Here is a 25643-nt window from a genome sequence, read left to right on the forward strand (position 1 = left end):
TGATCCTTGCCATGCTCCAGCACCATCCGCACCGCGCGTTCGCGGACCTCAGGTGAATATCTGTTCGATGTCTTCCGCTTTTCCATTGCTCCATCCTACTCAAGAGTTGGAGCCTCCAGGATTCCCGGCGCGGTTCACCTCCCTGCTGATCACCACGAATCTCGCCTTTGCCGATTGGCCGCAAGTTTTTGGCGACGCCAAGATGACCACCGCCATGCTCGACCGCCTGACCCACCATTGCGATATCATCGAAACCAGCAACGAAAGCTGGCGCTTCAAACACCGAAGCTGACCAAAAACCCTCCCCCAGACCCCCACCCGGCTTATCCACGTGGGTGCACAGGAACCCCCCACGCCCTCCGCCGCTTGCGCTCGATGGCGCGCGTCGAAGGCCGCGGGTCCCCCCTATGCACTACGTGGATAAGCCCCCTCCACTAACGCCATACCTAACGACGAAGGGGGTCGGAATTGGACGCGATTTTCGCCCCTCAAGGGGTCATTATTGCGCGCGATTTTACAATTTACGCGGCGCGCAACAAGGCAACCCCGCTCGCCTCATGGATCAACCGGCTGCTTGCCACGAAGCCGGCTCGGGTCGTGGCGATTGCAGTCGCCAACAAGCTGGCGCGTATCGCCTGGACCTTGATCCACAGCGGCCAGAAATTCCTGGCTGCCAAGGCATGTGTACCAGTCACAGGCGCTGCGGCATAATTGCCCAGTAGGGCCGGCGGTCAAAAAAAGGGTACGCGTTTGGTGAGGGCTGCAATGTCGTGATGACAAATCGGTCGAGCCGAGGATCGGGAAAGTCCAGGAAAGCCAGGTGCCTCCAAGCACGTTCCGCTGGTTGGATCCGGTCCGCGAATCTCATCAGGGCCGCGGCCATGAGAGCCGCTTCATTCAAGGCCGAACACATGGCTGCACCCAACCAAATGTCATCCCGAAAGAAAGCTCTTGCCAAAACGGCGCCGTCCACACATGGTATAATGCTGCGTTCAGGCCGTGACGCCCCGCAGGGCGCGCACGGCCACGATCATCGCCGCGAGGTCGGGCAGCAGTGCGACTTCGTGCGCCAGCGCCACGGCAGTCTCGGCCGGCCGGCCGATCGTGATGCGCAGATCTGCGGGGACACAGCCTCTGGTCAGGGTCGCCTCGACCAGATGGCTTTGCAATTCGTTGAGCTCATCCGCAAGCGACGCGGTGGCGCGTGCCGCCCAGCCGCCGGTGTTGGGCACGGCGGCCAGCGAGCTGCGCAACGCATCGATCGCAAAACTCTCGCCGGTCCCGATCCAGGCCGTGCGGACCGTCTTGATCTTGCATTGATGCCGGTTCGCCAGCCGAACCACGATCGGCGCGACCAGCAGATCAGGCAACGCTTGGGTGAAACAGGCGAGTTCTGGAGGGATGCCCTGCTCGGTCATGATGCGTACCTCATCCGTCCGGCGTAGCCGGTCGTAGGCGGCTTCGGTAAGGGCGGCGAGACCGGGACGGAGGGCGGCCACCTCAGCACCGATCGCGCCGAGCGACGGGCCGGCGAGCAGGATTCGTGCGGTGGCTTCCTGCAACCGCCGCACCGCCTGCAACATGCCAAGCCGTAGGGCGGCCGGCACCGCCATGCCGAGGTCTTCGATCGTGCGGCAGCGTTCCGGCAGGTCGAACGCGGCGCGGGCGATCAGGGCCGCGAGCGCGATCGCCGGGGCATCCTGCCCGGATTCGGCACCGATCCGCCCGAACGCGGCCGCCCCCATCCGGTTGATCAATTCATTGGTGATCGCGGTGCCGATCAGTTCGCGTTTCAGCCGGTGGCGCTCGATATCGGCGCGGAACCGCGATTGCAGGGTCGCCGGAAAATATTCGACCAATGCGGCGTCGAGCGCCGGATCATCGACCAAAGGCGAGACATCGATCGCCGCACCGAGATAGAGCTTGGCATGGGCCATCAGCGTGCAGTGTTCGGGCCGCGTCAGCGCCTGGCCTGCGGCGGCACGCGCCGCCATGGTGGATGCATCCGGCAACCCGGCTACGGCACGATCAAGAATGCGCGCCGCTTCCAACCGAGTCATCAGCGCGTTCTGCGCCGGCAGATCGGCCGCTCCGCCCAGCGCGTCGAGCGAAATCGCCTGGGATTGCTGGTGATTGTCGCACAGCACCAGTGCGGCCACCTCATCGGTCATCGAGCCGAGCAGATCGACCCGCTGATGCGCGGTCAGGCCGCCCGATTCGATGGCGCCAGCCAGCAAAATCTTGATATTGACCTCGTGGTCCGAGGTCGAGACACCCGCCGAATTGTCCAGCGCGTCAGTATTGATCAGCACGCCGGCCTGCGCCGCCTCAATCCGCCCGGCCTGGGTCACCGCGAGATTGGCCCCTTCGCCGATCACCCGCGCGCCGATCTGCCGTCCATCGACCCTGATGGCGTCGTTGGCCCGGTCGCCCGCGTCGGCCTGGGTCTCGGTGGCCGCTTTCACATAGGTGCCGATGCCGCCGAAATAGAGCAGATCGACTCGCATTGTCAGGATCGCCCGTAACACCCGGTCGGGTTCTTGGGGCTCCGGCTCAAGTCCCAGCATGGAAGCTGCCTGCGGCGTGAGGGGAATGGTCTTGGCCTGCCGCGGATAGACACCGCCGCCCGCGCTAATCCGGGCCGGATCGTAATCCGCCCAGGAAGAGCGTTTCAGCCCGAATAGCCGGCGGCGTTCCTCAAAGCTCGCCGCCGGATCGGGGTCGGGGTCGATGAACACGTGCCGATGGTCGAACGCGGCGAGCAGCTTGGTATGGCGGCTCACCAGCAGGCCGTTGCCGAACACGTCGCCCGACATGTCGCCCACGCCTGCACAGGTGAAGTCCTGGCTCTGGATGTCGTGGCCCAGCTCGTCGAAATGCCGCGCGATGTTCACCCAGGCGCCGCGCGCGGTGATGCCCATCGCCTTGTGATCGTACCCGACCGAGCCGCCCGAGGCGAAGGCATCGCCAAGCCAGAACCCGCGCGCCACCGCGATTTCATTCGCGATATCGCTGAAGGTCGCAGTGCCCTTGTCGGCGGCAACCACCAGATACGGATCGTCACCATCGCGCCGCATGATCCGCGCGGGCGGCTCCACCTCACCGCCTTTCAGATTGTCGGTGATGTCGAGCATGGCATTGATCAGCAGCCGATAGCAGGCGATGCCTTCGGCCATGAACGCCTCGCGATCGGCATTCGCATCGCCGGTGGGCGGGGGCGGGCATTTCAGAACGAAGCCGCCCTTCGCCCCGACCGGCACGATGACGACGTTCTTGACCATCTGGGCTTTCATCAGACCGAGAATTTCGGTGCGGAAATCGTCGCGCCGGTCCGACCAGCGTATCCCGCCGCGCGCGATCATGCCGCCGCGCAGATGGCAGCCCTCCATCCGCGCGCCGTGTACCCATATCTCGACCATCGGGCGCGGCAGCGGCATGTCCCCGGCCTTGGCGCTGTCGATCTTGAGCGCGATGAGAGGGCTGGTCCGGTCGTAGAAATTGGTTCGCAGCACAGAGTCCAGCAGCAGGTAGAGCCGGCGCAGGATACGGTCTTCATCTGGGTTGGTGACATCGTCGAGCAGCCGGACCCAGCGGGCGGCCAGTTCGGCCTCGGCCGCCGAATCGCGCGGGCGGTCGGGATCGAAGCGGGTATGAAACAGCGTGATCAGCAGCCGCGCTGCCGCTGGGTGCGCGGCCAGCGCGCTTTCCACCGCGCCCTGGCTGAACGGGGCGCGGACCTGACGGCACCACTTGAACAAGGCGCGCAGCAGCCAGGTTTCGCGCCAGTCCAGCCCGGAGCGCAGGATCAGGCGGTTGAACCCGTCGATCTCGCAGCGCTGGTCCGATTCCGCCTCGATCGCGTCGAGAACCGCGCCACCGCGCCCGGCCAGATTGAACGGCGCGCCATCGGCGGTTTCCAGGGTCAGGCGTTGCAGCATCACCACGCCGCCGCGCGCGACCAAGCGGTAAGGCACCTCCTCGATCACGCGCAGCCCGAGGGTTTCGATCAGTGGTACGATATCCGAAAGCGGCACTGGTTCGTCGGCCCGGAACAGCTTTAGAACCACCCGATGCTCCGGCACCCCGAACGGCCGCGACAGCGCAAGCCGGAACCGGCCAGCCGCACGGGCCGCCGCGGCGGTTTCGATATCCTGCACCGCGATGGTTGCCGGCGTGACGGCGGCATAATCGTCGGGAAACGCGCTGCCCCAATCGGCAAGGGTTGCGGCAGCGTTCACGCCGCCCTGTTCCATGGTGAGCGCTTCGCGGAGCCGTTCCCGAAAGCTCCGCGCCGCCTCGGTCATGGCCGCTTCGAGGGCGGCGACATCGAGCGCCCGCGCCCGCGCCGGTTCGGCCGCGATGATGAAATGCACTCGTGCGAGCGGTCCGTCGCCCATTGAAATCGCGTATCCGGCGAGTTCGCCCGCGGTGGCGCGATTGATCATGGCAGCAAGGTTGAGCCGGAGCGTGGTATCGAACCGGTCGCGCGGGACGAACACGATCGCGGAAAGATGCCGCCCGAACGGATCGCGCCGCACGAACAGGGCCAGTTCCGGGCGCACCTGCAGGCCCATCACCCGCATGGCGGCGGTGAGGATTTCTCCGGGAATGCCCTGGAACAAATCATCCCGCGGCCAGGTATCGAGAATATGGCGCAGGGCGCGGCCATCATGCCCGGCCGGATCGACGCCGGACGCATGGAGAATGCGATCGACCTTGTCGCGCAGCATGGGGATGCTTCGTGGGTTGCGGTTATAGGAATCCGCAACGAACAGACCGGCAAACAACGTTAGCCCGATCGGCGCGCCCTCTGCACTGTGGCGTTTGACCACGACGACATCGTAGAGTTGCGCTCGATGGACGCGGCTGCGGCTGTCGGCCTTCGCCACCGCAATATGATCGAACCGGCCCAGCGCCTCGTGCGCGATCACGCGCCAGGTTTCAGCGTCGCGCAGGACATCGAACACGATGTTGGCATGGTCGCGCAGCACACCCAGCGACGGGGCCACCCCGGCCCGGCTGGCGGCTTCCGGCGAAAGGATGCTCAGGTCCGGCCCCATGCGGACATCGCGAATGCCGAGAAGGATGAAATTGTCCTGGCCGATCCAGTTCAGAAAATCGCGTTCAGAACCCTCGGGCATCGTTTCGATCGTCGCGTGCAGGGCCGTGCGCATGGGCTCGGTATCGGCCACAGCGGCCGACAAATCGGCCATCGCCAGCCTGAGGCTTCCAGCGATCGCGTCGATCCGCGCGGCATCGGCCTCCGGGCCGAAGGCGATCTGGATCATCGATTCAGGTTTGCCGGTGCCAATCGCCTGCAAAAGCCCGGCCCCGTCGCGGGTGACGGGCAACACGGGATGAATCAGGGCATGAACCGGCTGCTCGAAGGACTGGAGCACTGCGAGTGCGGACTCGACGAGAAAGGGCTTGTCGTCGTTGATCAGTTCTAGCACGGCATTCGCGTTGCCCCAGCCGGCCCCACTGCCACGCGGGTTGAACACCCGCAGACTATTGGTGCCGGGCTTGCGTTCCTGCGCAAAGGACCATAGCGAAAGCGACGCAGCGGCGATGTCCTCCGCCGAGCGAGTCGCGAGATCGGTGGTTGCCATACCTGCCGTATATTGCAACAGAAAACGGCACGCCGCATCGCCCGCCGATCCCTGAAGGCTGCGCCGGATCGCGCCCGCGATCTGGCCGATCAGCGCATCGCGCCCCGGGCGTTGGCCGCCGATCTCGCTGTCACCTTGTATGCGGTCCGCTTGGGTCTTGATGGTCATGGTGGCGTGCCTCGTCCTATGTCGGCAAATATCCGGGATACCGGTACTTCGCTGTGGCGTCTGCGTATCTATCAGGTCTGGGTGACAGCGCAGAGCCATCACAGGATCGTTATGTGATCGATCAGTAATCCGGTAACGACACGGCGACGATGGTGCTCGGTTGTTGTTCCATGATCGGTGAACTGAACCATGCTGACCTTCCCTGCCGGCAGAACGCCCGCCTGATGTATTTAGAGCCATATGGCGTTTGACGGAATCGCGGAGCGATCCGGCAAAGCCATGAAATTGCTCGCCAAACAAAGAGATTGAGTGTGATGAGCCTAAACTCATCATACCCTAATCTTCCTCCATCCCGTCCTGGCGCAACCTGCTCGGCAGCAGTTCGCCCTTGCCCTCAAGCACGGGGTATGCCGCCGCCGCGACAAGGTGGGCGTTCACCCGCTTGAGGTCGCGCAGCGTGTCGAGATACAGCGAGCTGGTCTCGGCCATATCGACCCGCCCGGCCCGCAACCATTCGAAATGCACGGACGTGGCGTGAGCCTCGATATCCCGGAACGCCTCCTTCTCGGCGGCGAGCAGGCGGGCCGCGCGCGCATCCTCGGTCACGAACAAAGCCGCCGCCGTCCGCACGTTCGCGATCAATCGATCGATGACGCCGAGCAATTCGGCCTGACCCTCCCGTGGGAGAACCAGGCCGCGCTTGATCTTCTTGGCCGCGAGCCCGAGCAGGTTCCGGTCCACCACATCCCCGGCGTGTTCCATGTTCAGGGCGAAGGTCAGGATTTCCGCCACCCGGCGATGATCGGCCTCGGCCATCGCCTCCGGGTCGAGCCCGGTAAGATAGGTCTTGATCGCGGTGTTGAGCGTGTCGAGCACGTTGTCGAGGTGCCTGGTCTCGGCGAGCTGCCGGCGATCGCCGCGCTCGAAAACGTCCCTGAGCCCGACCAGCATGGATTCCAGCACGTCCGCGAGCCGCAGCGCCTCGCGCGCCGCCCCGCCGAGTGCCACGACCGGCGTCTCGCGCGCCAGAGGATCGAGATACATCACCCGCGACGGATCGGCCGGATCGACCCGCGCCGGCAGCAGGCGCCGCAGCAGGACAGCATAGGGCGTCAGCAGCGGGAAGGACACCGCCGCCAGCACCAGATTGAACAGGGTGTGGAAATCGGCCACCGCGCGTGCGCCGTTCGGCTCGATCGCCGCCATCAGCCGCCCGATATACGGCAGCAGAGCCAGCGCGACCGCGACGCCGATCACCCGGTTGAGCAGATTGCCGATCGGCAGCCGCCTGGCCGCCCTGTCGTCGCCGGCGCCGCTCTCCAGCACCGGGTTGAACGCGGTGCCCAGATTGGCACCCAGAACCAGCGCGAAAGCGGCGTCCGGTGGCACGGTGCCGTTCGCCGCGAAGGACATGATCAGCAGAACGACGGCAACCGAAGAATGCGCGGCCCAGGTGAAAATCGCGGCAAGAACGACGTCCAGAACCGGCTGGGCCGCGACCGCGCCGAGCAGAAGACGCAGGAAGGGCACGTTCTCATAGGGGGCGAGCACGCCCACGAACTGGTGCAGGGCCATCAGCACGAGACCGAGGCCGATCAGCACCCGGCCGAAGTCGCGCGGGCCCGCCGTCGCGCGGCGGAACAGCAGAACCCCGGCCAGGATCAGCGCCGGGGCGATCGCCGCCACGTCGAACGAAAGAACCTGCACGATCAGCGTGGTGCCGACATTGGCCCCCAGCATGACCGCGAGCGCCGGCACCAGGTCCACCAGCCCCTCCGCGACAAAGCCGGTCACCATCAGGCCGGTCGCAGTGCTGCTCTGCATGATGGCGGTGATGCCCATGCCGGCCAGAAAGGCGGTGAGCCGATTGCGCAGCGCGCCGCCGAGAAAGCCACGCAACCGGGCGCCGAACGCCCGCTGCACGCCGGTCTGCACCATGCGCACGCCCCAGAGCAGCAGCGCGACCGCCCCCGCGAGATCGAGAAATGTCAGCGTTACCGTCACTCGCATCCCCCCCCCCGCCGGGCAGTTCCGCAGCATTCAGTTCGATATGAGCCAATTTCGCAGCGGTCCAATGCGCCGGCAGCAGGCCAGCCCGCTTCACCCCAGGCCTGGATATGGCATCCATTTATGACAATTATGACAACACAAAAACGGGCTTCTGCCATGAAAAGAGGAGACGGATGGCGAAAATCTCTGACATGATGGAATTGCGAACCCCTCTTTTGGCAGAGTCCGGCATCGGCTCCTGCCGGTGACGCCGTCTCTCACCGCGGGCCCCGTCGTCTTCGCCGCACTGCTCGCAGCAGCGGCGATGCATGCCGGCTGGAACGCTTTCCTCAAGGTGCGCCTCGAACCCATCCTGGCGATGACCCTGATCACCGCGGGCGCCGGCCTGATCGGCCTGCCGTTCATGCTGATCCTCGGCCCCCCGAAGGCGGCGGCCTGGCCATGGCTGCTCGGTTCGATTGCACTTCATCTCGGCTACAATCTGGCGCTGACCGAAGCTTACCGGCGCGGGGAGATGAGCCAGATTTACCCGATCGCGCGGGGCGGCGCGCCCCTGCTGACCGCCTTGGCCTCGTTTGCCCTGGTCGCCGAGCCGATCGGTGCACAGGCGACAATTGGCGTGGTGGTGCTCGGCCTGGGCGTGATCCTGCTGTCGCTGAGCGGACGATGGAATGTCGCGACCAATCGTGGCGCTATCGGCTTCGCGCTGCTCACCGCGCTGATCATTTCCTTCTATACCTTGACGGATGGAATCGGCGCGCGCGCCGCCGGAAATCCCAGCGCCTACGCCGCCACTTTGTTCGTCCTCGACGGATTGCCGCTGCCGATCATCGTCCTCTGGCGCCGCGGCGCGTCCTCGTTCATGAAACTGCTGCGCCACACGCGCCAGGGGCTGGCGGGTGGTGCGATGTCGCTCGCCTCCTACTGGATCGCGATCTGGGCGATGACGGTGGCGCCGATCGCGGTCGTCGCCGCCTTGCGCGGCACCAGCGTGCTGTTTTCGGTCGCGATCGCCACTTTCGTCCTGAAAGAGCGGTTCCGGCCGGTCCGCTGCGTCGCCGCACTGCTCGTCATGGGCGGCATCCTGCTCATCCGCTAACCCGTTCAGGGAAGAACCCGATGTCCAACTGGAAAACCGCTTTCCGTTCGCTCTACTACCAGAACGCCCCGGAGCCGCCGGACCCGGCGCTCGGGCGCGACAAGGTCGCGCTGCTCGTCATCGACGTGCAGAACACCTATCTCGAACGCCCGGACATCGCGACGCTGCACGGCAGGGATCTCGACGCCTATCACGCGTGGGACGGATTTCACACGCGCATGCACGGCCTGGTCCTACCGACCATCGCGCGCCTCCTCGCGCGGTTCCGCGCCGGCGGGCTGGAGGTGCTCTTCGCCCGGATCGCCTGCCAGACCCTTGACGGGCGCGATCGCTCGCTCAGCCAGAAAATGCCGGGATGGAACAATCTCCTGCTGCCCCGCGACAGCGACGCCGCGCGGATCGTTCCGGCGATCGCGCCTGTGGGCGACGAGATCGTGGTCACCAAAACCACCGATTCCGCGCTGACCGGCACGAATCTGCGCCTCATCCTGCATAATCTCGGAGTCAGCCAGGTCATCTGCACCGGTATTTTCACCGACCAATGCGTTTCCTCGACGGTCCGCAGCCTCGCCGATGAGAGCTTCGAGGTCATCGTCATCGAGGACGCCTGTGCCGCCGCGAGCGACGACCTTCACCGGAAGGAACTCGAGATCATCAACATGATCTACTGCCACGTCATGAGCGCCGACGAGCTTCTGGGCTATCTGCCCGCGTAGCTCCGGTTGGTTCCGGTGCCGTTCTTCACGGCAGGTTTTCCGGGACCGCCGAAGGCGCGTAACCCACCCCGCGGCGGCCGAGATAGAGGCCGTAATAGATAAGCCCGGCCACGAAAATCGCCACGACGGTCAGGATATCCTGATAGGTCTGCTCATAGAGCGTCACCGCCGAACCGATCAGGGCGATGAGCGGCGGGACCGGCCAGAACGGCATTCTGAACGGCGTCGCCTCGCCACGGGAGCGGACGCGATGGACGATCGCCGAAATCGCGACCAGCGCATACAGCACGACGAGCAGAACCGACGTGAAGGTAACGACGCTGACCAGGGTGAACTGATAGGCGAGGATGGTGGCGCAGATGCCGACCAAAAGCGTTGCAACCCACGGTGAATGAAAACGCCGGCTCACTTTGCCCAACGCCCGGTTGACCGGCATCGGCCACGCCTGATCGCGGGCGCTGGCCCAGACGATTCGGGAAAACTGCAGCGTGATCGCGAGCGTCGCGTTGACGATCGCGGCGATCGCGCCGACGAGCACGAGGCTCGCGATCAGGGTCCCGAAAACCTGCTCGATCACCCAGGTCAGCGGCGTCTGCGACGCAAGATAGGCCTTGAGATCGGGCGCGCCGAAAACGCTGGCCACGAACGGGATGATTTCGAAAACCACCCCGACCGAGCAGGCGATGATGACGGCACGGCCGATATTGGCTGCCGGCCCTTTGGTCTCCTCGGAAAAATTGATGGCGCTGTCATAGCCGTTGACCGAAAACAAGGCAGCCGCCAGGGCGGCCAGGATCGCGTCGACCGTCACCGGATGCAGTGCGCCGGAAGCCGTCGCGGTCTGGCCGACCAGCAGGACCGGGTGCAGCAGAATGCCGATCGGCTGGGTGACATGGATCAGGCCGCCGACGGTCATGAAGGTCAGCACGCCGATTTCGATGACGAGGAAGACGCTGACGAAAATCGCATTGGCGGTGATGCGGGCGATCGCGAGCAGGGTGATCAGCGCCATGGCGATTGCTGAGGATATGTTTTCGGGAATCGCGGCGTCGAGCGCATGAAGATAGGTGCCGATCCCGATCGCGATGCTGGCCGGCAAAAAGATCGCCTGACCGATATAGTCGAGCAGGGCGAGGAAGCCGATCGGCCGGCCCAGAACTTTGGTGACGATCGAATACAACCCCCCGGCAACCGGGAAGACCGAGCCGAGTTCGCCCATGCACAGCGCGATATTGATCGCGACGAATCCCGCGAGCAGATAGGCGATAACGGCGCCCGAGCCGGCCGTGCTCAACACCACCGGCGCGATGACGAGCAGCGACGCCATCGGCGTGATGTCCGACAGCACCAGGGCTATGTTCTCGATGAGATTCAGGCCTCGGGCCAGTTCCTGAGGATACCCTGATTTTCCAGGATTGCTCCGGTTCGTTTCGAACATGTCCGGCTCCAAATCAACCTCCTCGGCCTTTGCAGAGCTGCGCGATAATCGGAATCAGTTCTTGAGCGTAGCATTTTCTGCGGCATCGTTCACCAGAAATAATCGGCGGCGCATCGCGGCAGAGACGGCCGCGCTATCGCGGAAAATCAGCCGCCAAGCCCATAGAACCGCACGGCATTGCCGCCGAATACCAAAGCCTCGGCCTCGGGCAGTTCCTGCCGGACCAGCGCTTGCGCCGCCGCACGCCATGCCCCGTAATCGCCCGCGAGGGTGAGCACCGGCCAGTCGCTGCCCCAGATCAGCCGGTCCGGGCCGAAGGCGCGGATCGCGTGACGCGCATAGGGCGCGATAGCGTCCAGCCTGGCATCGCCCGCCGCCTCGGTGACCAGCCCGGAGAGTTTGCACGCTATCCTTGTCTCGCCGGCCACGGCACCGATCACGTCGGCCCAGGAAGCAAAGGCACCGTCCGCGATGTCGGGTTTCGCGCAATGGTCGATCGCCATGGCAAGACCGGGATGGCGCCGCGCCAGCGCCACGCAATGCGGCAGATGCGCCGGCCGGATCAGCAGGTCGAGCGCGAGCCCAGCCTTCACCATCGCATCCAGCCCGCGCGCCACGTCGCCGCGCAAAATCCAGCCGGGATCGGCGATGTCCTGGAGCATCGGTCGCAATCCCCTGAGCAGGGGATCGCGGGCCAGTGCGGCGATCCGCTTGGGCGCATCCCCTGCCGCGAGGTCGGTCCAACCGACGACGCCGCGCACGAATCCATCCGAGTTTCTTGCAATCTCCAGGAGAAAATGCGTTTCCGCCTCGGTGGGTGCCGCCTGCACCAGCACCACGCCTTCGATTCCCGTGGCTACCTCACGCGCATCGGCGAGATCGTAATCGCGATGGATCGGCAAATCCGGCGTCAGCCAGCCATAATCGCCGCGCGCCACAAGCCAGAGATGCATATGCGCGTCGATGCGCATCACGTCATGCCCGGATCACGCCTTTCGTGACGATGACATTGGCATAAAGCCGCCGGTCACCGGTCTGCACGATCGCGAACGCCTCGCGCGTCAGGCGGTAGAACTCATGGCGCTCGACGCTGCCCATTCCCGCCTCGCCCGCGATCATGCGAAATTCGGCCACCGCCGGGGGCACCGCGTCCGGGTCGCCCACCACCTGCATCGTGGTCAGCGGGTGGGCGATGAAATCGTCCACCGGCAGCACGCTCAGAATCGCGCGCAGCATGGCGCTGGCGTCGCAGCCCGGCAGCACCACCAGCCGGCGGGTGTTCGCGGTCGCCGGAAAATTCGCATCGACAATCGCAATGGCGTCACCATGCCCCATGGCGCGCAGCGCATGAAGCAGATCGGCGGTGAGCAGCGGATCGATCCCTAACAGCATTCAGTCATTCCCCTCATTTAGCGGTGATCGTCTGGGTCGATCACCTCTACTCTCATTTTGGCGAGCAAGTTGGCAGATTTTGATTGAACGCAATGGTTCAATCAAAATCTGCCTTGCTCTAATGCCCGGTCGAGATGGACATAGCCGCCATCGACGACATGCCATTGCCCGGTACTATGCGATGCGGCGTCCGACAACAGAAACACCGCGCTCGCCGCGATCTCCTCGGGCCGGGTCATCCGCGCGCCGAGCGGAATCCGCCTGACGATCGCGTCGCGCCGTGCGGCGGGATCGGGAAAACCGGCCAGCCACGCCCGGTACATCGGCGTATCGACCTCGGCCGGCACGACCGCGTTCACCCTGATGCCATCGCCGGCGAGTTCCGCCGCCCATTCCCGCGTCAGCGCCAGTTGGCCGCCTTTCGCCGCCGCATAGCCGCTGGTGCGCCCCTGCCCGGTCAGCGCCACTTTCGAGGCGATATTCACCACGGCACCGCGCGAAGCGCGCAGATGCGGCAGACAGAAATGCATCATCGTGTAGTAATGCACCAGATTGCGTTCCAGCGATGCGCGGAACGCACCCACCCCGGCATCCAGCCCGGCGCCGTCATTCACGCCGGCGTTATTCACCAGCCCGTCAATCCTGCCGTGCCGCGCCACCACGCGCCGCACCGCCTCGCCGCAGGCATCAACATCGGTTAGATCGACGGCGCAAAAATCAATGCTGCCCGGCGCATCTTCCGGCGGCGCGCGGTCAAAAACCACCGGCACCGCACCTTCGCCAATCAGCACGCGCGTGATCGCCTCGCCGATCCCGGCGGAACCGCCGGTCACGATCACCACCCGGCCCGACAACCCGAGTTCCATCACACTCCCCCGTCGAACCGATAATCGCGCAGGGATTGGGGCTTCATCGCGATCGAATAGCCCGGCGCCTCGGGCGGCATGTAAGCGGCGTCGCTGATCACGCAGGGATCGATGAAATGCTCGTGCAGATGATCGACATATTCGATCACCCGATCCGCCATCGTCCCCGAGATCGCCAGATAGTCGATCATCGAGATATGCTGCACATATTCGCACAACCCGACGCCGCCGGCATGGGGCCATACCGGCAATTCGTGCTTCGCCGCCATCAGCAGCACCGCCAGCACCTCGTTCAGCCCGCCCAGCCGGCAGGCATCGACCTGCACCACGTCGATCGCGCCGCGCATGATGAACTGCTTGAACATCACCCGGTTCTGGCACATCTCGCCGGTCGCGACCTTGACCGGCGCCACCGCCGCGCGGATCGCCCGATGCCCCTCCACGTCGTCCGGGCAGGTCGGCTCCTCGATGAACCACGGATCGGCGAAAGTCAGGCGCTTCACCCAGTCGATCGCCTGGCCGACCTCCCAGACCTGATTGGCGTCGATCATGAACCGGCAATCCGCCCCGGCGATCTCGCGCGCGATCGTCAGCCGGCGGATATCGTCGTCGATATTCTGCCCAACCTTGAACTTGAGATAGCGGAACCCCGACGCCATCGCCTCGCCGATCAGCCGGCGCAGCTTTTCATCGTCGTAACCGAGCCATCCCACCGAGGTGGTATAGCAGGGATAACCGCCCGCCAGCAGCGTGCGCAGCCGTTCAGCCTTGCCGCGCGCGGCATCGCGCAGAAAATCGAGCGCCTCTTCCGGCGTGACGCAGTCGGTGATGTAACGAAAATCGATCGCCCGGACGATCTCCTCCGGGCTCATCTCGCCAACCAGCCGCCACACCGGCTTGCCCTCAGCCTTCGCCCATAAATCCCACACCGCGTTGACGATGGCGGCGGTGGCGAGATGGAGCGCGCCCTTGTCCGGCCCGATCCAGCGCAATTGCGAATCGCCGGTCAGATGCCGCCAGAACCGCGCCGGATTTTCCCTGATCCAGTCAAGCTCCAGCCCCACCGCGCGCGGCGCCAGCGCGCGGATCGCGGCGACGCAAATCTCGGTTCCGCGCCCGATCGTGAAGGTCAGCCCGTGGCCGGCGAGCCCGTCCTGATCGGTGCGCAGGATCACATAGGCGGCGGAATAATCCGGGTCCGGGTTCATCGCGTCCGACCCGTCGCGCTGGCGCGAGGTCGGGAACCGCAAATCATAGGCATCGAATCCCGTGATACGGGTCATCGGAAGCGTCCCCTCATCTGGTCACTGGATCAATGGCCGGACCAATGCTAAGCAACCAGTATCAAGCCATTTTGCGTCACGCAAGCCAGCCAGGAGGGCGAAACCAGGAATGGCACTGGAACCGATCCGCAATCGCCGGATCTACAGCCAGATCGCGGATCAGATTCGCGACCTGATCGCGAGCGGCGTCTATAGGCCGGGCAGCTACCTGCCGCCGGAGCGCGATCTAGCCACCTCCCTGGGTGTCAGCCGGTCCTCGGTGCGCGAGGCGCTGATCGCGCTCGAAGTGCTCGGCCTCGTCGATGTCAGGGTGGGTGACGGGGTTCTGGTCCGCGCGATCCCGCCCGCCGAGGCGCAAGGCGATTCGCTGATGCGCCGGGTGATGCGCCTCACCCGTCCCGGCCCCGATCCCGAATTGCCGGTCGCGCTCGATCTCGATGTCGAAATCCCGCCTTTCGCGCTGCTCCAGGCGCGCCGCCTGGTCGAACCCGAGGCCGCCGCCCTTGCCGCACGGCGCGCCACCTCGGCCGATATTGCGGCGATCGAAGCCGCCTTCGCCCAGAATGTCGCCGATAATCGCGCGCGCTCCACCACCCATCCCGGCGATCGGATGTTCCATATCCGCATTGCCCAGGCCAGCGGCAACGCTGCGTTCGAGCAGTTCATGATCCTGCTGCTCGGTCACGCCTATGGCGGCATGTTCCGCCGGCTGCAATCGCTTTACACAACCGCCGAGATGATCACGAATTCAGAATCCCAGCATGCTGCCATCCTCGACTCGATCCGCGCCGGATCGGAGGCCGGCGCGCGCGACGCGATGATCGTCCATCTCGACATGGTGATCGATGTTTTTCTCCGCGAATAATGCTATCGGTTTAGCTTGTCATGCCTGTCGTTTATTGGTAATTGAACCCAGCGAATGGTCCGGCCTTTAGGCCAATTAGTCCGGTGCCGGAGGAAACAAAGATGAGGCGGCTTGTCCGAACGACCGCGCAGATTACTTTGCTCCTTGGCCGCCTTCAAACGCCGGACTCGCGCGCATGACCATCCCTGCCCTCGAAGTCGCCGGCATCGACAAGCATTTCGGTGCGGTCGAGGTGCTGCGCGGCGTATCGATGCAGGTCGCTCCCGGCGAGGTGCTCGGCGTAGTCGGCGACAACGGCGCCGGCAAATCGACGCTGATGAAAGTGATTTCCGGCGTCCATCGGGCCGATGCCGGCACGATCCGGCTGGCCGGTGCCGAAGTCGCCTTCCGCACGCCGCGCGATGCGCGCAACGCCGGCATCGAGACGATCTATCAGGATCTCGCCTTGGCCGATCATCTCGATGTCGGCGCGAACATCTTTCTCGGCCGCGAGCCGGTGCGCCGCCTCGCCGGCCTGATTCCGATGCTTGACGAGGCGAAAATCCACGGCGAGGTCGCATCCCTCCTCGCCCGCATCGAAAGCCACATCCCCGATCCGTCGGCGCGGGTGCTCGACCTGTCCGGCGGGCAGCGCCAGGCGGTGGCGATCGCACGCGCCATCTACTGGAAGGCGAAAATCGTCATCATGGACGAACCCACCGCGGCGCTCGCGGTGATGGAGACCGAAAACGTCCTGAAAATGGCGCGGCAACTGGCGAGCGAGGGAATCGGCGTCTTGTTCATCGGTCATAACCTGGTCGAGATCCTGAAAGTCTGCGACCGGGTGATGGTCATGTATCGCGGTCGCGCGGTGTTCGACGCGCGATCGAACCAGACCTCGCAGACCGAACTGATCCGCTACATGACCGGCTATGCCGATGCGGAAACCAACAACTGAAAAGGGAGAGACTCATGCTAACGACACGTTTGATGCTTGCCGGTCTCGGCGCCGCGGCGCTGACCGCCGGCGCGACACTCACCGCGCCCCAGGCCGATGCCGCGACACCGAGCGCCACTGTCGCCGCGCTGGCGACGCCGGCCAAACCCGCGAAGCATTATCATTTCGAGTTGATCACCAAATCCAACGCATCGCCCTACTGGCTCGCGGTGCGCGACGGCGCCGACGCGGCGGCGAAGAAATTCGGCGTCACGGTGAATTTCGAAGCGCCCGCCAGCGGCCTTGACCTCGCCGGCCAGATCGCGATGGTCAATAACGCGGTGACCGCCGGCACCGACGGCATCATCCTCGCCGCGCAGAACCCGCAGGCGCTGCTCAAGCCGGTCAAATCCGCCCTCGCCCATCGCATCCCGGTGGTGACGGTGGATTCCGGCCTGTCGCCCAACATCGCCGATTGCTTCCTCGCCACCTCGAATGTCGGCGCCGCCTCGGCACTCGCGAAATATACCGCCGAACACCTGATGAACCGCAAGGGCCAATATGCGATCGTCGATTTCAACCACACCGCCTCCACCGGCATCGCGCGGCCCAAGGGATTCATGCTCGGGATGAAATCCTATTCCGCCATCAAGCGGATGGGGCCGATCCAGTATTCGCAGAACAGCGTCAGCAAGGGGCTGCGCATCGCGACCACCATGCTGACCCAATATCCGCATCTCGACGTGATTTTCGGCGCCAACGACCGTGCCGCTCTCGGCCCGGCCGAGGCGGTGCAGCGCGCCCACGCGAAGGTGAAGGTCGTCGGGTTCGATGCCGATCTCGGCGAGATCGCCTATGTCAAATCGGGAATCATCCAGGCGTCGATCCTGCAATCGCCCTACGACATGGGCTATTACGCGGTCGTCGCGATGCTCGACAAGCTCGCCGGAAAAACCCTGCCGAAGCGCATCAATACGCCGTACTTTCTGCTGACTCCGAAAAATCTGAGCAGCGCGAAAGCGACGGCGGCGATCCGCCAATACGCGCCAAACTATAAGCCGGGCAGCTGACCGGAGCAAAGCGGACGATGGATCAGCAAACCCAGCCCCTCATCCAGGTCGAGACGATTCCGCGCGGCCGGGCGCTGCTTCGCTTCGTCCGCCAGCTCGCCTTCGCGCTGATCAGCATCGCGGTCCTGGTCGTCGTCTTCGGCTTCCTCAATCCGCGCTTCCTCAGCCCGGTCAACTGGTTCCATATCGCCCAGCAGGTCGCGGTAATCGCCATCCTCGCGATCGCCCAGACCTTTATCATCGCGACGGCGGGGATCGACATCTCGCAAGGCTCCGTCGTCGCTTTATCCTCGATGATCTGCGCCATCGTGATCGTCGATACCCATCTCGGCATCGTTCTAGGCATTCTACTCACCCTGCTGCTCGGCGCGCTGGTGGGCGCGATCATCGGCGGTTCGGTCGTCGTGCTCGGCGTGCCGCCCTTCATCGCGACGCTGGGGATGCTGGCGATCGCGCTCGGCGCCGCCCTGCTCACCACCAACGGCACGCCGGTCTTCGGCCTGCCGGAAAGCTTCCAGAACATCGCGCAGGGCACCATCGCGGGATTTCCCAATATGGGCTGGATCGCGATCGTGCTCGCGCTGATCTCGGCGTTCGTTCTCAATAAAACCCGGTTCGGCCGCTACACCCTGGCGATCGGCAGCAACCCCGAAGCGGCGCGCCGGGTCGGCATCAACGTGCCGCGCCATCTGATGCTGATCTACATCCTCGGCGGCGTCATCTCGTCGCTCGCGGGCATCGTCTATCTCGCCTACACCGCCGCCGCGCAGCCGACATCGGGGGCCAATTACGAACTCTACGCCATCGCCGCGGTGGTGATCGGCGGCGGCTCGCTGTTCGGCGGCGTCGGCACCATCCTGGGCAGCGTGCTCGGTGCTTTGCTCATGACCATCCTGAAGAACGGCACCCAGCTCGCCGGCATTTCCTCCTATGTCGAACAGGTCATCCTTGGCATCGTCGTGATCGGCGCGGTCTATATCGACAATCTGCGTCGCCGCCTGCGTTAGCGAGCAACCGTGCCGGCATCCCCCGCCCCCCGTTGGCCCATCGGTAACGGGACGCCAACCATGGTATCCTGCCGCGCTTGCCGCTCGGATTCGCCGTTGATCTCGGCCCCGAACAGCACGACGAACGCCGACAGCCACATCCAGGTCAGCAGAATCCCCAGCGCACCCAATACGCCGTAGGTCGTGTTGTAACTGTCGAAGTGATAAACATAGACGGTGAACAGGACCGAACCGATAATCCACAAAATCGTGGCCGCGATCGTGCCGGGCGAAGTCCATTTCCATTCCGGTTCGTCCCCGTCCGGCCCGTAGCGGTAGATCAGCGCCAGCATTCCGATGACGAACACGATCAGAACCGGCCATTCGACGACCAGACCGATCCAGCGCGCCGGACCGAGCGCACCCGCTCCGTTCAGCATCACAGGCAGGCCTGCGACGAGCGCCAGGGCGATCAACCCGCCGACGATAACCACGACGGCCAGCAGCAGGGCGGTTGCGTTGAACCAGATGAATCCCCGTCGCTCCGGCTGATCGTAGGCGATGCCGAGCGCCGTCATCATGCCGCTCATCCCGCGCATGCTGCTCCAGAGCGCGATCACGATGCCAACAACCGCACCAAAGCCCAGGCTCCCGCGCGGCGCGGTGACGAATTGGTGCAGTTCGCTGGCGATCAGTGTCGAGGTCGAGGGCGGAAGCACGCCGGACAGCGACTGCACGATTTTCGTCACCTCCGCCGGGTTTCCGACCAGACCATAGACCGAAATAAGCGCGGCCAGAGCGGGGAACAGCGCCAGCAGCACGTAATAGGTCACCCCGCCCGCAACGAGCGACAGGTTCTTCTTGCCGGTTTCCTTCCAGGCCCGGCCCAGGATATCCATCCAACCGCGCACCGGGATCTGCCACGGCGCATCCGCTTCGTGCCCGCGGTCTCGCCGCATCCTGTTCAACTCCCTTGGATGAAGGCCACCATAGTGCAATGCGGCTTCGCGCCGGATGGACATACCCATAAATCTTGGTTCATCGGGTGGCCGTCGAGTGGTTTCAGGTCGAGGAACCGGCTGCAACCCCAATCACATTCGATTTTTTCCCCCAATCGGGGTCATTGCCAGGCTCTCGCCGCCAAAGGCCGCTGGGGCACGATCCTGTTGGATGTGCGTCTGCGATTATCCCGTCGCGCTGCGCAACGCCTCGATCGCATCGCGGCGGGGCAGCGAGGGCTGCGCGCCCGATATCGTCGCCGCCAGCGCGCCAGCGGCGTTGCCATCGGCGACCGCCTCACCCACCGAAACACCCCGTTCGATCGCCGCCGCAAAAGCACCGGCGAAAGCATCGCCGCAAGCGGTGGTATCCACCACATCAATCCGGTGTCCCGGCACACGCCCTTGCTCGCCGCCCGCGCACCAGACGGCGCCGGCAGCGCCCAGTGTGATCACCGCCCCCCGCCGCCCTTCGGCAAGTCGGCGCGCCGCATCGGAAGAATTGCCCTCGGAGACCGCAATGCCCAGCAACTCCGCCGCCTCGGTCTCGTTGACCAGCACGATGTCGGCGACAGCGAGCAGCCGCGCGCGCGTCCCGGCATCGAGCCCCGCGATCGGCGAGACGTTCAAAATCACCACCCCGCCGACGGCGCGCACCCGCATCGCGGCGGCAAGAACGGTCTCGACCGGGATTTCGAGCTGCATCAGAAGCACCGAACCGGACGGCACATCGCCGACCAGATCGGCCGGCGCAAAACCATGATTGGCACCCGGCACCACGATGATCCGGTTCTGCCCGCCCGCCTCAACGATGACGAACGCAACCCCGGTCGGCGCCGCGACCCGTCTTGTCGTGCCGAGATCGATTCTCTCGGCAACAAGCGCCGCGACAAGCTGGTCTCCATAGGCGTCGTCGCCAATGCAGCCGGCGAAACCGACCTCGGCTCCGGCCCGCCGCGCGGCCACCGCCTGGTTGGCACCCTTGCCGCCCGGATAGAGCGCATAATCGCGGCCGATAATCGTCTCGCCAGCATCCGGCGCGCGGGATGTGCGCACCACGATATCCATGTTGGCGCTGCCGGCGACGATCATGCCGCCCGCGCCGTATGTTGCCTCGTGGTCCCACGTTCGACGACTTCGACCGGCAGTAGATGATGCTGCGCTGGTCCGTCCCGCCCGGCGATGCGGTCCAGCAAAGCTGCCACCGCACGGTCACCGAGTTCGGCCACCGGCTGGCGGATCGTGGTCAGCGGCGGCTCGGTCAGCGCCGCCCAGGGAATGTCGTCGAACCCGATCAGCGACACCGCGCCCGGCACCGCGCAGCCAAGGCCGCGCAGCACCCGAAGCGCCCCGATCGCGACGACGTCGTTGGCCGCCACGACGACATCGATCCGCGGATCGGCAAGCACGGCGGCGGCAGACTCCGGCAGGTCCAATGTGAACATCACCTCCTGCCGCCAGACGATTTCGAGTCCTTCGGCATGATCGAGAAATCCAGCGCACCGGCTCTGCGCGCTGGGCGAGGTTGCCGGGCCGGCCAGCAGCCCGATCCGCCGATGGCCGAGCCTTTGCACCAACGCCGCCACCGCCGCGCCTCCGGCATAGTGATCGGCGCTGATACTGTCATAGGCGATCAGCGCCGGGCTCGGCCGGTCGAGCACCACGGCCGGGCGCGTGGGCAGGCGCGTCGGTGCGATGCCGCCGGGAATCCAGATGATCCCGTCGGCGCGTTCCTCCAACGCAGCCAGCGCCTCGGCTTCCTCGGCCGGATCGGCGCGGCTGCTCGCGAACACGATCGCATGGCCGCGCGCCCAGGCGCTTTCGGTCACCGCCTGCGCCAGCAACGGGAAAAACGGATTGGCGAGATCGGGCAGCAGCAGCCCGATCGCATGGTGCCGCCCGGTGCGCAGCGCGCGCGCCGAAGGGCTCATGCGATAATCGAGCGCCGCCAGCGCGCGTTCCACCTTCGCCCTGGTTGCGGCGGCGACCGGCTTGGTGTCGTTCAGCACGAAGGAGACGGTCGCGGTCGAAACGCCGGCGCGTTCGGCAACGTCCCGCAAGGTCGGCCCACGCGATTTCGTCATTCCCTAACCCTCGGCGCCGGCGATCGCCGCGACAATCCGGGTCCGATCGACCTCCCTGGTGCGCCACCGGGCGATGGTGCGGCCCCTTCGCATCACCCACACACTGTCGGAAATCCGCATCACCTGCTCCAGATCGTGGCTGATCACGAGCTGCGCCACACCCTCGCCGCGCAGCCGGCCGATCAGCGCCTCCACCGCTCCGCGCTCGCGCACGCCCAGCGCCGCCGTCGGCTCGTCCATGATGACCAGTGCGGAACCCCAGCTCGCCGCACGGCCGATCGCGATCGACTGCCGCTGCCCACCGGACAGCCGCCGCACCTTGGCGCGCACCGGCGGCATGTTGACCAGCAGCCGTTCCAGCTTCGCCTCGGTCTCCGCGATCATCCGCCGCCGGTCGAGCCAGCGGAACGGCCCGATTCCGTGCTCGACCTCGCGGTTGAGATACATGTTCTGCCAGACCGTCAAATCCTCGACCAGCGCAAGGTCCTGGTACACCGTCTCGATACCCAGTGCCCGCGCCTCGGTCGGCGATGCGAAGCCGATCGGCGCGCCCTTGAACGCGATCGCGCCGCCATCCGGCGGATAAACCCCGGTAATGCAGCGAATCAGCGTCGACTTGCCCGCTCCGTTATCGCCCACCAGAGCCGTCACCTCGCCGGCTGGGCAGATCAGTTCGGCGCCGACCAGCGCATCCACCGCGCCGAAGGATTTGCGCAGGCCGCGAACCTCCAGAACCGGCATCGCCTCGCTCATCGCTGCAACCTGCTGAGCACCGCCGCCGCGATCACCACGATCCCCACCGCCATCGGCTGATAGAATTCGGAAACCTGCAGCAGGGTAAATCCGTTCAACAGCGTGGTCAGCACCAGCGCGCCGGCCACCGTGCCCAGCACCGCCGCGCGCCCGCCGAACAGGCTGCTGCCGCCCAGCACCACCGAGGCGATCGAGCTGAGCAACTGCGAAGTCTGCAGCGACGGATCGGAACCACCGGTGCGCGCGACCAGCAAGATCGCCGCAAGCCCCACCAACGCGCCGTTGATCACATACACCGCGATCCGCATCCGATCGACCGGAATCCCCATGTTGCGCGCGGCATCCCGGTTGCCGCCGGTCGCCAGAACATGGGTGCCGAACGCGGTGCGGGTGAACAGAAAATGCGCGGCGAGCGCGATGACGATCGCAATCAGGTAGAAATACCGGATCGGCCCGATCGAACCCAACGCGAGCGCCTGCAGGAACGGGCTGCTGACGCTGAACGACTGGCCGTCGCTAACGATCAGCGCCACACCGTTCATCACGCCCAGCATCCCCAGCGTCGCGATGAAATCGTTCACCCGCAGCTTGGCGATGATCAACCCATTGACCACGCCGACGATCATCCCCGCGGCGATCGCCGCAACGATTGCCGCCGGAATCCCGAACCCACCGGTATAGACCAGGCCGAACACCACCGCCGCCCAGGGCAGATTGGCGGCGATCGACAGATCGATCCCGGCGGTCACGATCGCGAATTGCTGCGCCGTCGCCAGCACCACCAGAATCGAGGCCGAAACCAGCAGATCGCTGATATTGCCCCATGTCAGGAAGAACGGCGTCAGCAGAGAAAACGCGACGCCGATCACCAGCAGCCCGATCACCGCCGCGTTATCGCCCCAGAATCCCGGATCGCGCAGCACGGCTTCTATTCCTGTCGGCACCCGCGAGGCCGCGGCCCCGGCGGGCATCATGTCTTTCGGCACGGTATTACGGCGCGCCGAACGGATCGTTGAACGCGAAGAACGGGCGCGGGAACGCCTTGAGCGCGCGCGCCGCATTCTGCGGCGTGATCAGCTTGATCGGCGAGGTGATATGCGCCGGAATCGGCTGCTTCCGCGCCAGTCTTTCGCAAGCCTGCACCGCCATCTCGCCTTCCGCGTAGGGGTATTGCGAGACGGTTCCAGCCAGTTTGCCCGACTTCACTGCACCCAGCGCTTCCTTCACACCGTCGATGCTGACGACGCGGATCGTCCTGGTCTTGCCCGCGTTGGCGATCGCCTGCGCCGCACCCAGCCCCATCTCGTCATTGGCGGCGAAAATACCGTTCAGATCATGATGCACGCGCAGCATTGCCTCGGCATCGGTCAGCGCCCGGCTGCGCTCGTAATCGGCGGCCTCCGCCTGCACCACGGTCAGCTTGCCCGCCGTCGTCTTACGGAACGCGGTCTCGCGATTGATCCCGTTCTGTTCGCCCGGAATCCCTTCCAGAATCGCAACCTTGCCCTTGTCATGCAACAGTTTCAACATGTAGTTCGCGGCGATCTGGCCGGCATGGTAATTGTCCGAACCGATGAAGCTGGTGATCTTGAGCCCCGCCGCGGCCACCGCCTTCGGATCGAGCCCGGTATCGAGGTTGATGATCGGGATGTTCTTGCGCGACACCGGAATCAGCGGCGTGATGATATTCGTCGCGTTCACCGGCACCACGCCGAAACAGGTGAAATTCTCGTTCGCCATGGTGGAAATCTTGGCGTTCTCGCCGATCGAATCGGTCTCGCTCGATCCCGCCTGCACGCTCACCGGCACGTGGAGCTTCTTGCCTTCGGCGACCGCGCCGTCGCGCAGCGCCCGCCAATACGGATTGCCGAAATCGCGCACCACGATGGCGACGCGCGCCTTGCCAGCGGCGGCATGAGCCGCCGGAACCGGCACGGCCGCGAACAGGCCGACAACCCCCGCCGAAGCCAGGCCGGCCAGTACCCGGCGCAATGAACGATTCATCGTCTCCTCCTTGATATTTGCAAATTTCCCTGACGCAACCCGATCGGGTTAATCGATTTATATCGTCGCGCGATTCACCTGTAAAGCAATTTTCCCGCCTTGTCGGGAGTCGATAGTCAGCGCATCATCGCCAGCGCGCGCGTGAAAAAATCGCGTCCACCGAAATTGCCCGATTTCAACGCGAACAGCATCACCTCGCCGCCCACGCCGCGCAGCAGCGGCACGCCGGGCGCGATCTCGGCGCCGATCCGCAGCGCCGCGACGCCAAGCCGGTCGATCACCGCACCCGATGTCTCGCCGCCGGCGACGATCAACCGCCTGACGCCGCGCGCCACCAAACCAGCGGCAATTTCGGCCAAACCCCCTTCGATCCGCGCACCCACCGCCTCGCCATGCGCCGATTTCAGAGCCGCCACCCCGTCCGGCGCTTCACTGCTCGCGAGCAGCACCGGCCCATCCCCAAGCTTCGCCACGGCCCAGGCGACGGTCTCGGCAACACAAGCATCGCTTCCGATCAGCCTGCTAACATCGAGGCGCCGCACCGGAATCCTCCCATCCACCGCCGCGATCTGGTCCAGCGTCGCCGCCGAGCAGCTTCCGGCGATGATCGCCGCCGAACCCCCGACATCAGGCCAGGCTTCATCCGCAGCGCCATGCACCACAAGCCCAGCCGCGATCGCGGCGCGCGCCAGGCCGAGCCCGAGCCCCGAGGCTCCGGCCGAAACCTTCATCCCGAACGCCACTTCGCCGAGTGCCGTCAGATGCCGCTCGGCAACCGCATCGACAATCGCCGCGCGATATCCTTCGCCGACAAGCGCTAACAGGGATTCAGCGATCGCCGCCGCACCGTCTTCGACCACATCGAGCGGCACCAGCCCGACCCGACCCACGCTTTGCCGCGCCAGCACCCGCACCAGATCGGAATCGCGCATCGGGTTGAGCGGATGGTCCTTCAGCGGGCTCTCATGCAGCGGCCGACTGCCGACAAACAGATGCCCCTGGAACACCGTCCGCCCGGTCTCGGGAAACGCCGGTGTCACCGGCACGATAGCAGCGCCGCACGCACCCGCCAGCGCCTCGGTCACCGGCCCGATATTGCCGGCATCGGTCGAATCGAAGGTCGAGCAGATCTTGAACATCACATGCGCTGCACCGCGCCCGCGCAGCCAGTCCGCTGCCGCCAAAACCCGCGCCACCGCCTCACCCGGCGGCACCGAACGCGTTTTCAGCGCAACCACGACCGCATCGACCTCGGGCAACACAAATCCCTCGCGCGGCAAGCCGATCGTCTGCACGACGCGCAGCCCCTGCCGTGCCAGTGTATTCGCGAGATCCGACGCACCCGTGTAATCGTCGGCGATGCAGCCGAGAACGAGTTTCATCCGG

Annotated in this window: 21 protein-coding genes and 1 pseudogene; 8 read left to right on the forward strand and 14 right to left on the reverse strand. The window is 65.2% G+C overall.

The genetic code is table 11. The annotated features are described in order from the left end of the window. Positions 1 to 136: 136 nt before the first annotated feature. Both AiwAL_RS20360 and AiwAL_RS20365 read left to right on the forward strand, forming a co-directional pair. Positions 137 to 292 (forward strand): annotated as a pseudogene (locus tag AiwAL_RS20360) (ATP-binding protein); the annotation flags it as partial. 176 nt (positions 293 to 468) lie between these two features. Next, complete coding sequence (locus AiwAL_RS20365; protein WP_408851368.1) at positions 469 to 711, forward strand: hypothetical protein; 243 nt, start codon at positions 469 to 471, stop codon at positions 709 to 711. Positions 712 to 992: 281 nt separating this feature from the next. Here AiwAL_RS20365 and AiwAL_RS07405 read toward each other — a convergent pair whose 3' ends face one another. Together AiwAL_RS07405 and AiwAL_RS07410 are read right to left on the reverse strand one after the other, a co-directional pair. Further along, a complete protein-coding gene (locus tag AiwAL_RS07405) occupies positions 993 to 5777 on the reverse strand; it encodes an NAD-glutamate dehydrogenase (RefSeq protein WP_262312437.1) in 4785 nt (1594 codons plus the stop codon). Between the two features lie 336 nt (positions 5778 to 6113). Continuing rightward, the gene (locus AiwAL_RS07410) at positions 6114 to 7787 is read right to left on the reverse strand and encodes a Na/Pi cotransporter family protein (RefSeq protein WP_235703837.1); all 1674 of its coding nucleotides are present in this window, start codon (positions 7785 to 7787) and stop codon (positions 6114 to 6116) included. Between the two features lie 244 nt (positions 7788 to 8031). Here AiwAL_RS07410 and AiwAL_RS07415 point away from each other — a divergent pair, with 244 nt between their 5' ends. After that, positions 8032 to 8886: an EamA family transporter gene (locus AiwAL_RS07415; protein WP_262312438.1), complete on the forward strand. Its 855-nt coding sequence runs from the start codon at positions 8032 to 8034 to the stop codon at positions 8884 to 8886. A gap of 20 nt (positions 8887 to 8906) precedes the next feature. Further along, the gene (locus AiwAL_RS07420) at positions 8907 to 9602 is read left to right on the forward strand and encodes a cysteine hydrolase family protein (RefSeq protein ID WP_235703839.1); all 696 of its coding nucleotides are present in this window, start codon (positions 8907 to 8909) and stop codon (positions 9600 to 9602) included. Positions 9603 to 9627: 25 nt separating this feature from the next. Here AiwAL_RS07420 and AiwAL_RS07425 read toward each other — a convergent pair whose 3' ends face one another. From AiwAL_RS07425 to AiwAL_RS07445, 5 genes are all read right to left on the reverse strand, one after another. Further along, entirely contained in the window at positions 9628 to 11040 is a 1413-nt protein-coding gene (locus AiwAL_RS07425; protein WP_235703840.1) for an APC family permease, read from the reverse strand. Between the two features lie 146 nt (positions 11041 to 11186). Then, positions 11187 to 12011, reverse strand: a complete 825-nt coding sequence (locus tag AiwAL_RS07430; RefSeq protein ID WP_262312467.1) for an amidohydrolase — start codon at positions 12009 to 12011, stop codon at positions 11187 to 11189. A 4-nt stretch (positions 12012 to 12015) separates the two neighbouring features. Beyond that, positions 12016 to 12432 (reverse strand): RbsD/FucU family protein, encoded by a 417-nt coding sequence (locus tag AiwAL_RS07435; RefSeq protein ID WP_235703842.1) that lies wholly within the window; start codon positions 12430 to 12432, stop codon positions 12016 to 12018. 101 nt (positions 12433 to 12533) lie between these two features. Then, a complete protein-coding gene (locus AiwAL_RS07440) occupies positions 12534 to 13298 on the reverse strand; it encodes an SDR family oxidoreductase (protein ID WP_235703843.1) in 765 nt (254 codons plus the stop codon). Further along, positions 13298 to 14581: an L-fuconate dehydratase gene (locus AiwAL_RS07445; protein WP_262312439.1), complete on the reverse strand. Its 1284-nt coding sequence runs from the start codon at positions 14579 to 14581 to the stop codon at positions 13298 to 13300. The genes AiwAL_RS07440 and AiwAL_RS07445 overlap by 1 nt, the downstream gene beginning before the upstream one ends. 109 nt (positions 14582 to 14690) lie before the next feature. Between AiwAL_RS07445 and AiwAL_RS07450 the strand changes: the two genes are divergently transcribed. The 4 genes from AiwAL_RS07450 to AiwAL_RS07465 all read left to right on the forward strand — a co-directional run bounded on the left by AiwAL_RS07450 (position 14691) and on the right by AiwAL_RS07465 (position 18439). After that, positions 14691 to 15446, forward strand: a complete 756-nt coding sequence (locus AiwAL_RS07450) for a FadR/GntR family transcriptional regulator (RefSeq protein ID WP_262312440.1) — start codon at positions 14691 to 14693, stop codon at positions 15444 to 15446. 175 nt (positions 15447 to 15621) lie between these two features. Beyond that, the gene (locus AiwAL_RS07455) at positions 15622 to 16383 is read left to right on the forward strand and encodes an ATP-binding cassette domain-containing protein (RefSeq protein WP_235703846.1); all 762 of its coding nucleotides are present in this window, start codon (positions 15622 to 15624) and stop codon (positions 16381 to 16383) included. Between the two features lie 14 nt (positions 16384 to 16397). Then, positions 16398 to 17432, forward strand: coding sequence for a substrate-binding domain-containing protein (locus AiwAL_RS07460; protein ID WP_262312441.1), 1035 nt, complete (start codon positions 16398 to 16400; stop codon positions 17430 to 17432). A 17-nt stretch (positions 17433 to 17449) separates the two neighbouring features. After that, positions 17450 to 18439 carry an ABC transporter permease gene (locus AiwAL_RS07465; RefSeq protein ID WP_235703848.1) on the forward strand — a complete coding sequence of 330 codons (990 nt, stop codon included), beginning with the start codon at positions 17450 to 17452 and terminating at the stop codon, positions 18437 to 18439. On the opposite strand, the gene AiwAL_RS07470 is transcribed toward AiwAL_RS07465, so the two are convergent. The 7 genes from AiwAL_RS07470 to otnK form a co-directional block, all read right to left on the reverse strand. Further along, positions 18436 to 19377 (reverse strand): YihY/virulence factor BrkB family protein, encoded by a 942-nt coding sequence (locus AiwAL_RS07470; protein WP_262312442.1) that lies wholly within the window; start codon positions 19375 to 19377, stop codon positions 18436 to 18438. The genes AiwAL_RS07465 and AiwAL_RS07470 overlap by 4 nt on opposite strands. Before the next feature lie 225 nt (positions 19378 to 19602). After that, positions 19603 to 20508 carry a ribokinase gene (locus AiwAL_RS07475; RefSeq protein WP_235703851.1) on the reverse strand — a complete coding sequence of 302 codons (906 nt, stop codon included), beginning with the start codon at positions 20506 to 20508 and terminating at the stop codon, positions 19603 to 19605. Beyond that, positions 20505 to 21500: a LacI family DNA-binding transcriptional regulator gene (locus tag AiwAL_RS07480; RefSeq protein ID WP_235703852.1), complete on the reverse strand. Its 996-nt coding sequence runs from the start codon at positions 21498 to 21500 to the stop codon at positions 20505 to 20507. Before AiwAL_RS07480 ends, AiwAL_RS07475 begins: the two co-directional genes overlap by 4 nt. Before the next feature lie 3 nt (positions 21501 to 21503). Next, the gene (locus AiwAL_RS07485) at positions 21504 to 22253 is read right to left on the reverse strand and encodes an ATP-binding cassette domain-containing protein (protein WP_235703853.1); all 750 of its coding nucleotides are present in this window, start codon (positions 22251 to 22253) and stop codon (positions 21504 to 21506) included. Beyond that, entirely contained in the window at positions 22250 to 23227 is a 978-nt protein-coding gene (locus AiwAL_RS07490) for an ABC transporter permease (protein WP_262312443.1), read from the reverse strand. Before AiwAL_RS07490 ends, AiwAL_RS07485 begins: the two co-directional genes overlap by 4 nt. A 16-nt stretch (positions 23228 to 23243) precedes the next feature. Beyond that, positions 23244 to 24257, reverse strand: coding sequence for a substrate-binding domain-containing protein (locus AiwAL_RS07495; RefSeq protein WP_262312444.1), 1014 nt, complete (start codon positions 24255 to 24257; stop codon positions 23244 to 23246). A gap of 116 nt (positions 24258 to 24373) precedes the next feature. Continuing rightward, positions 24374 to 25639 (reverse strand): 3-oxo-tetronate kinase, encoded by a 1266-nt coding sequence (otnK, locus tag AiwAL_RS07500; RefSeq protein ID WP_262312445.1) that lies wholly within the window; start codon positions 25637 to 25639, stop codon positions 24374 to 24376. Positions 25640 to 25643: the final 4 nt, after the last annotated feature.

It is taken from the genome of Acidiphilium sp. AL, assembly GCF_025499445.1.
Classification (GTDB): Bacteria; Pseudomonadota; Alphaproteobacteria; order Acetobacterales; family Acetobacteraceae; genus Acidiphilium; species Acidiphilium iwatense.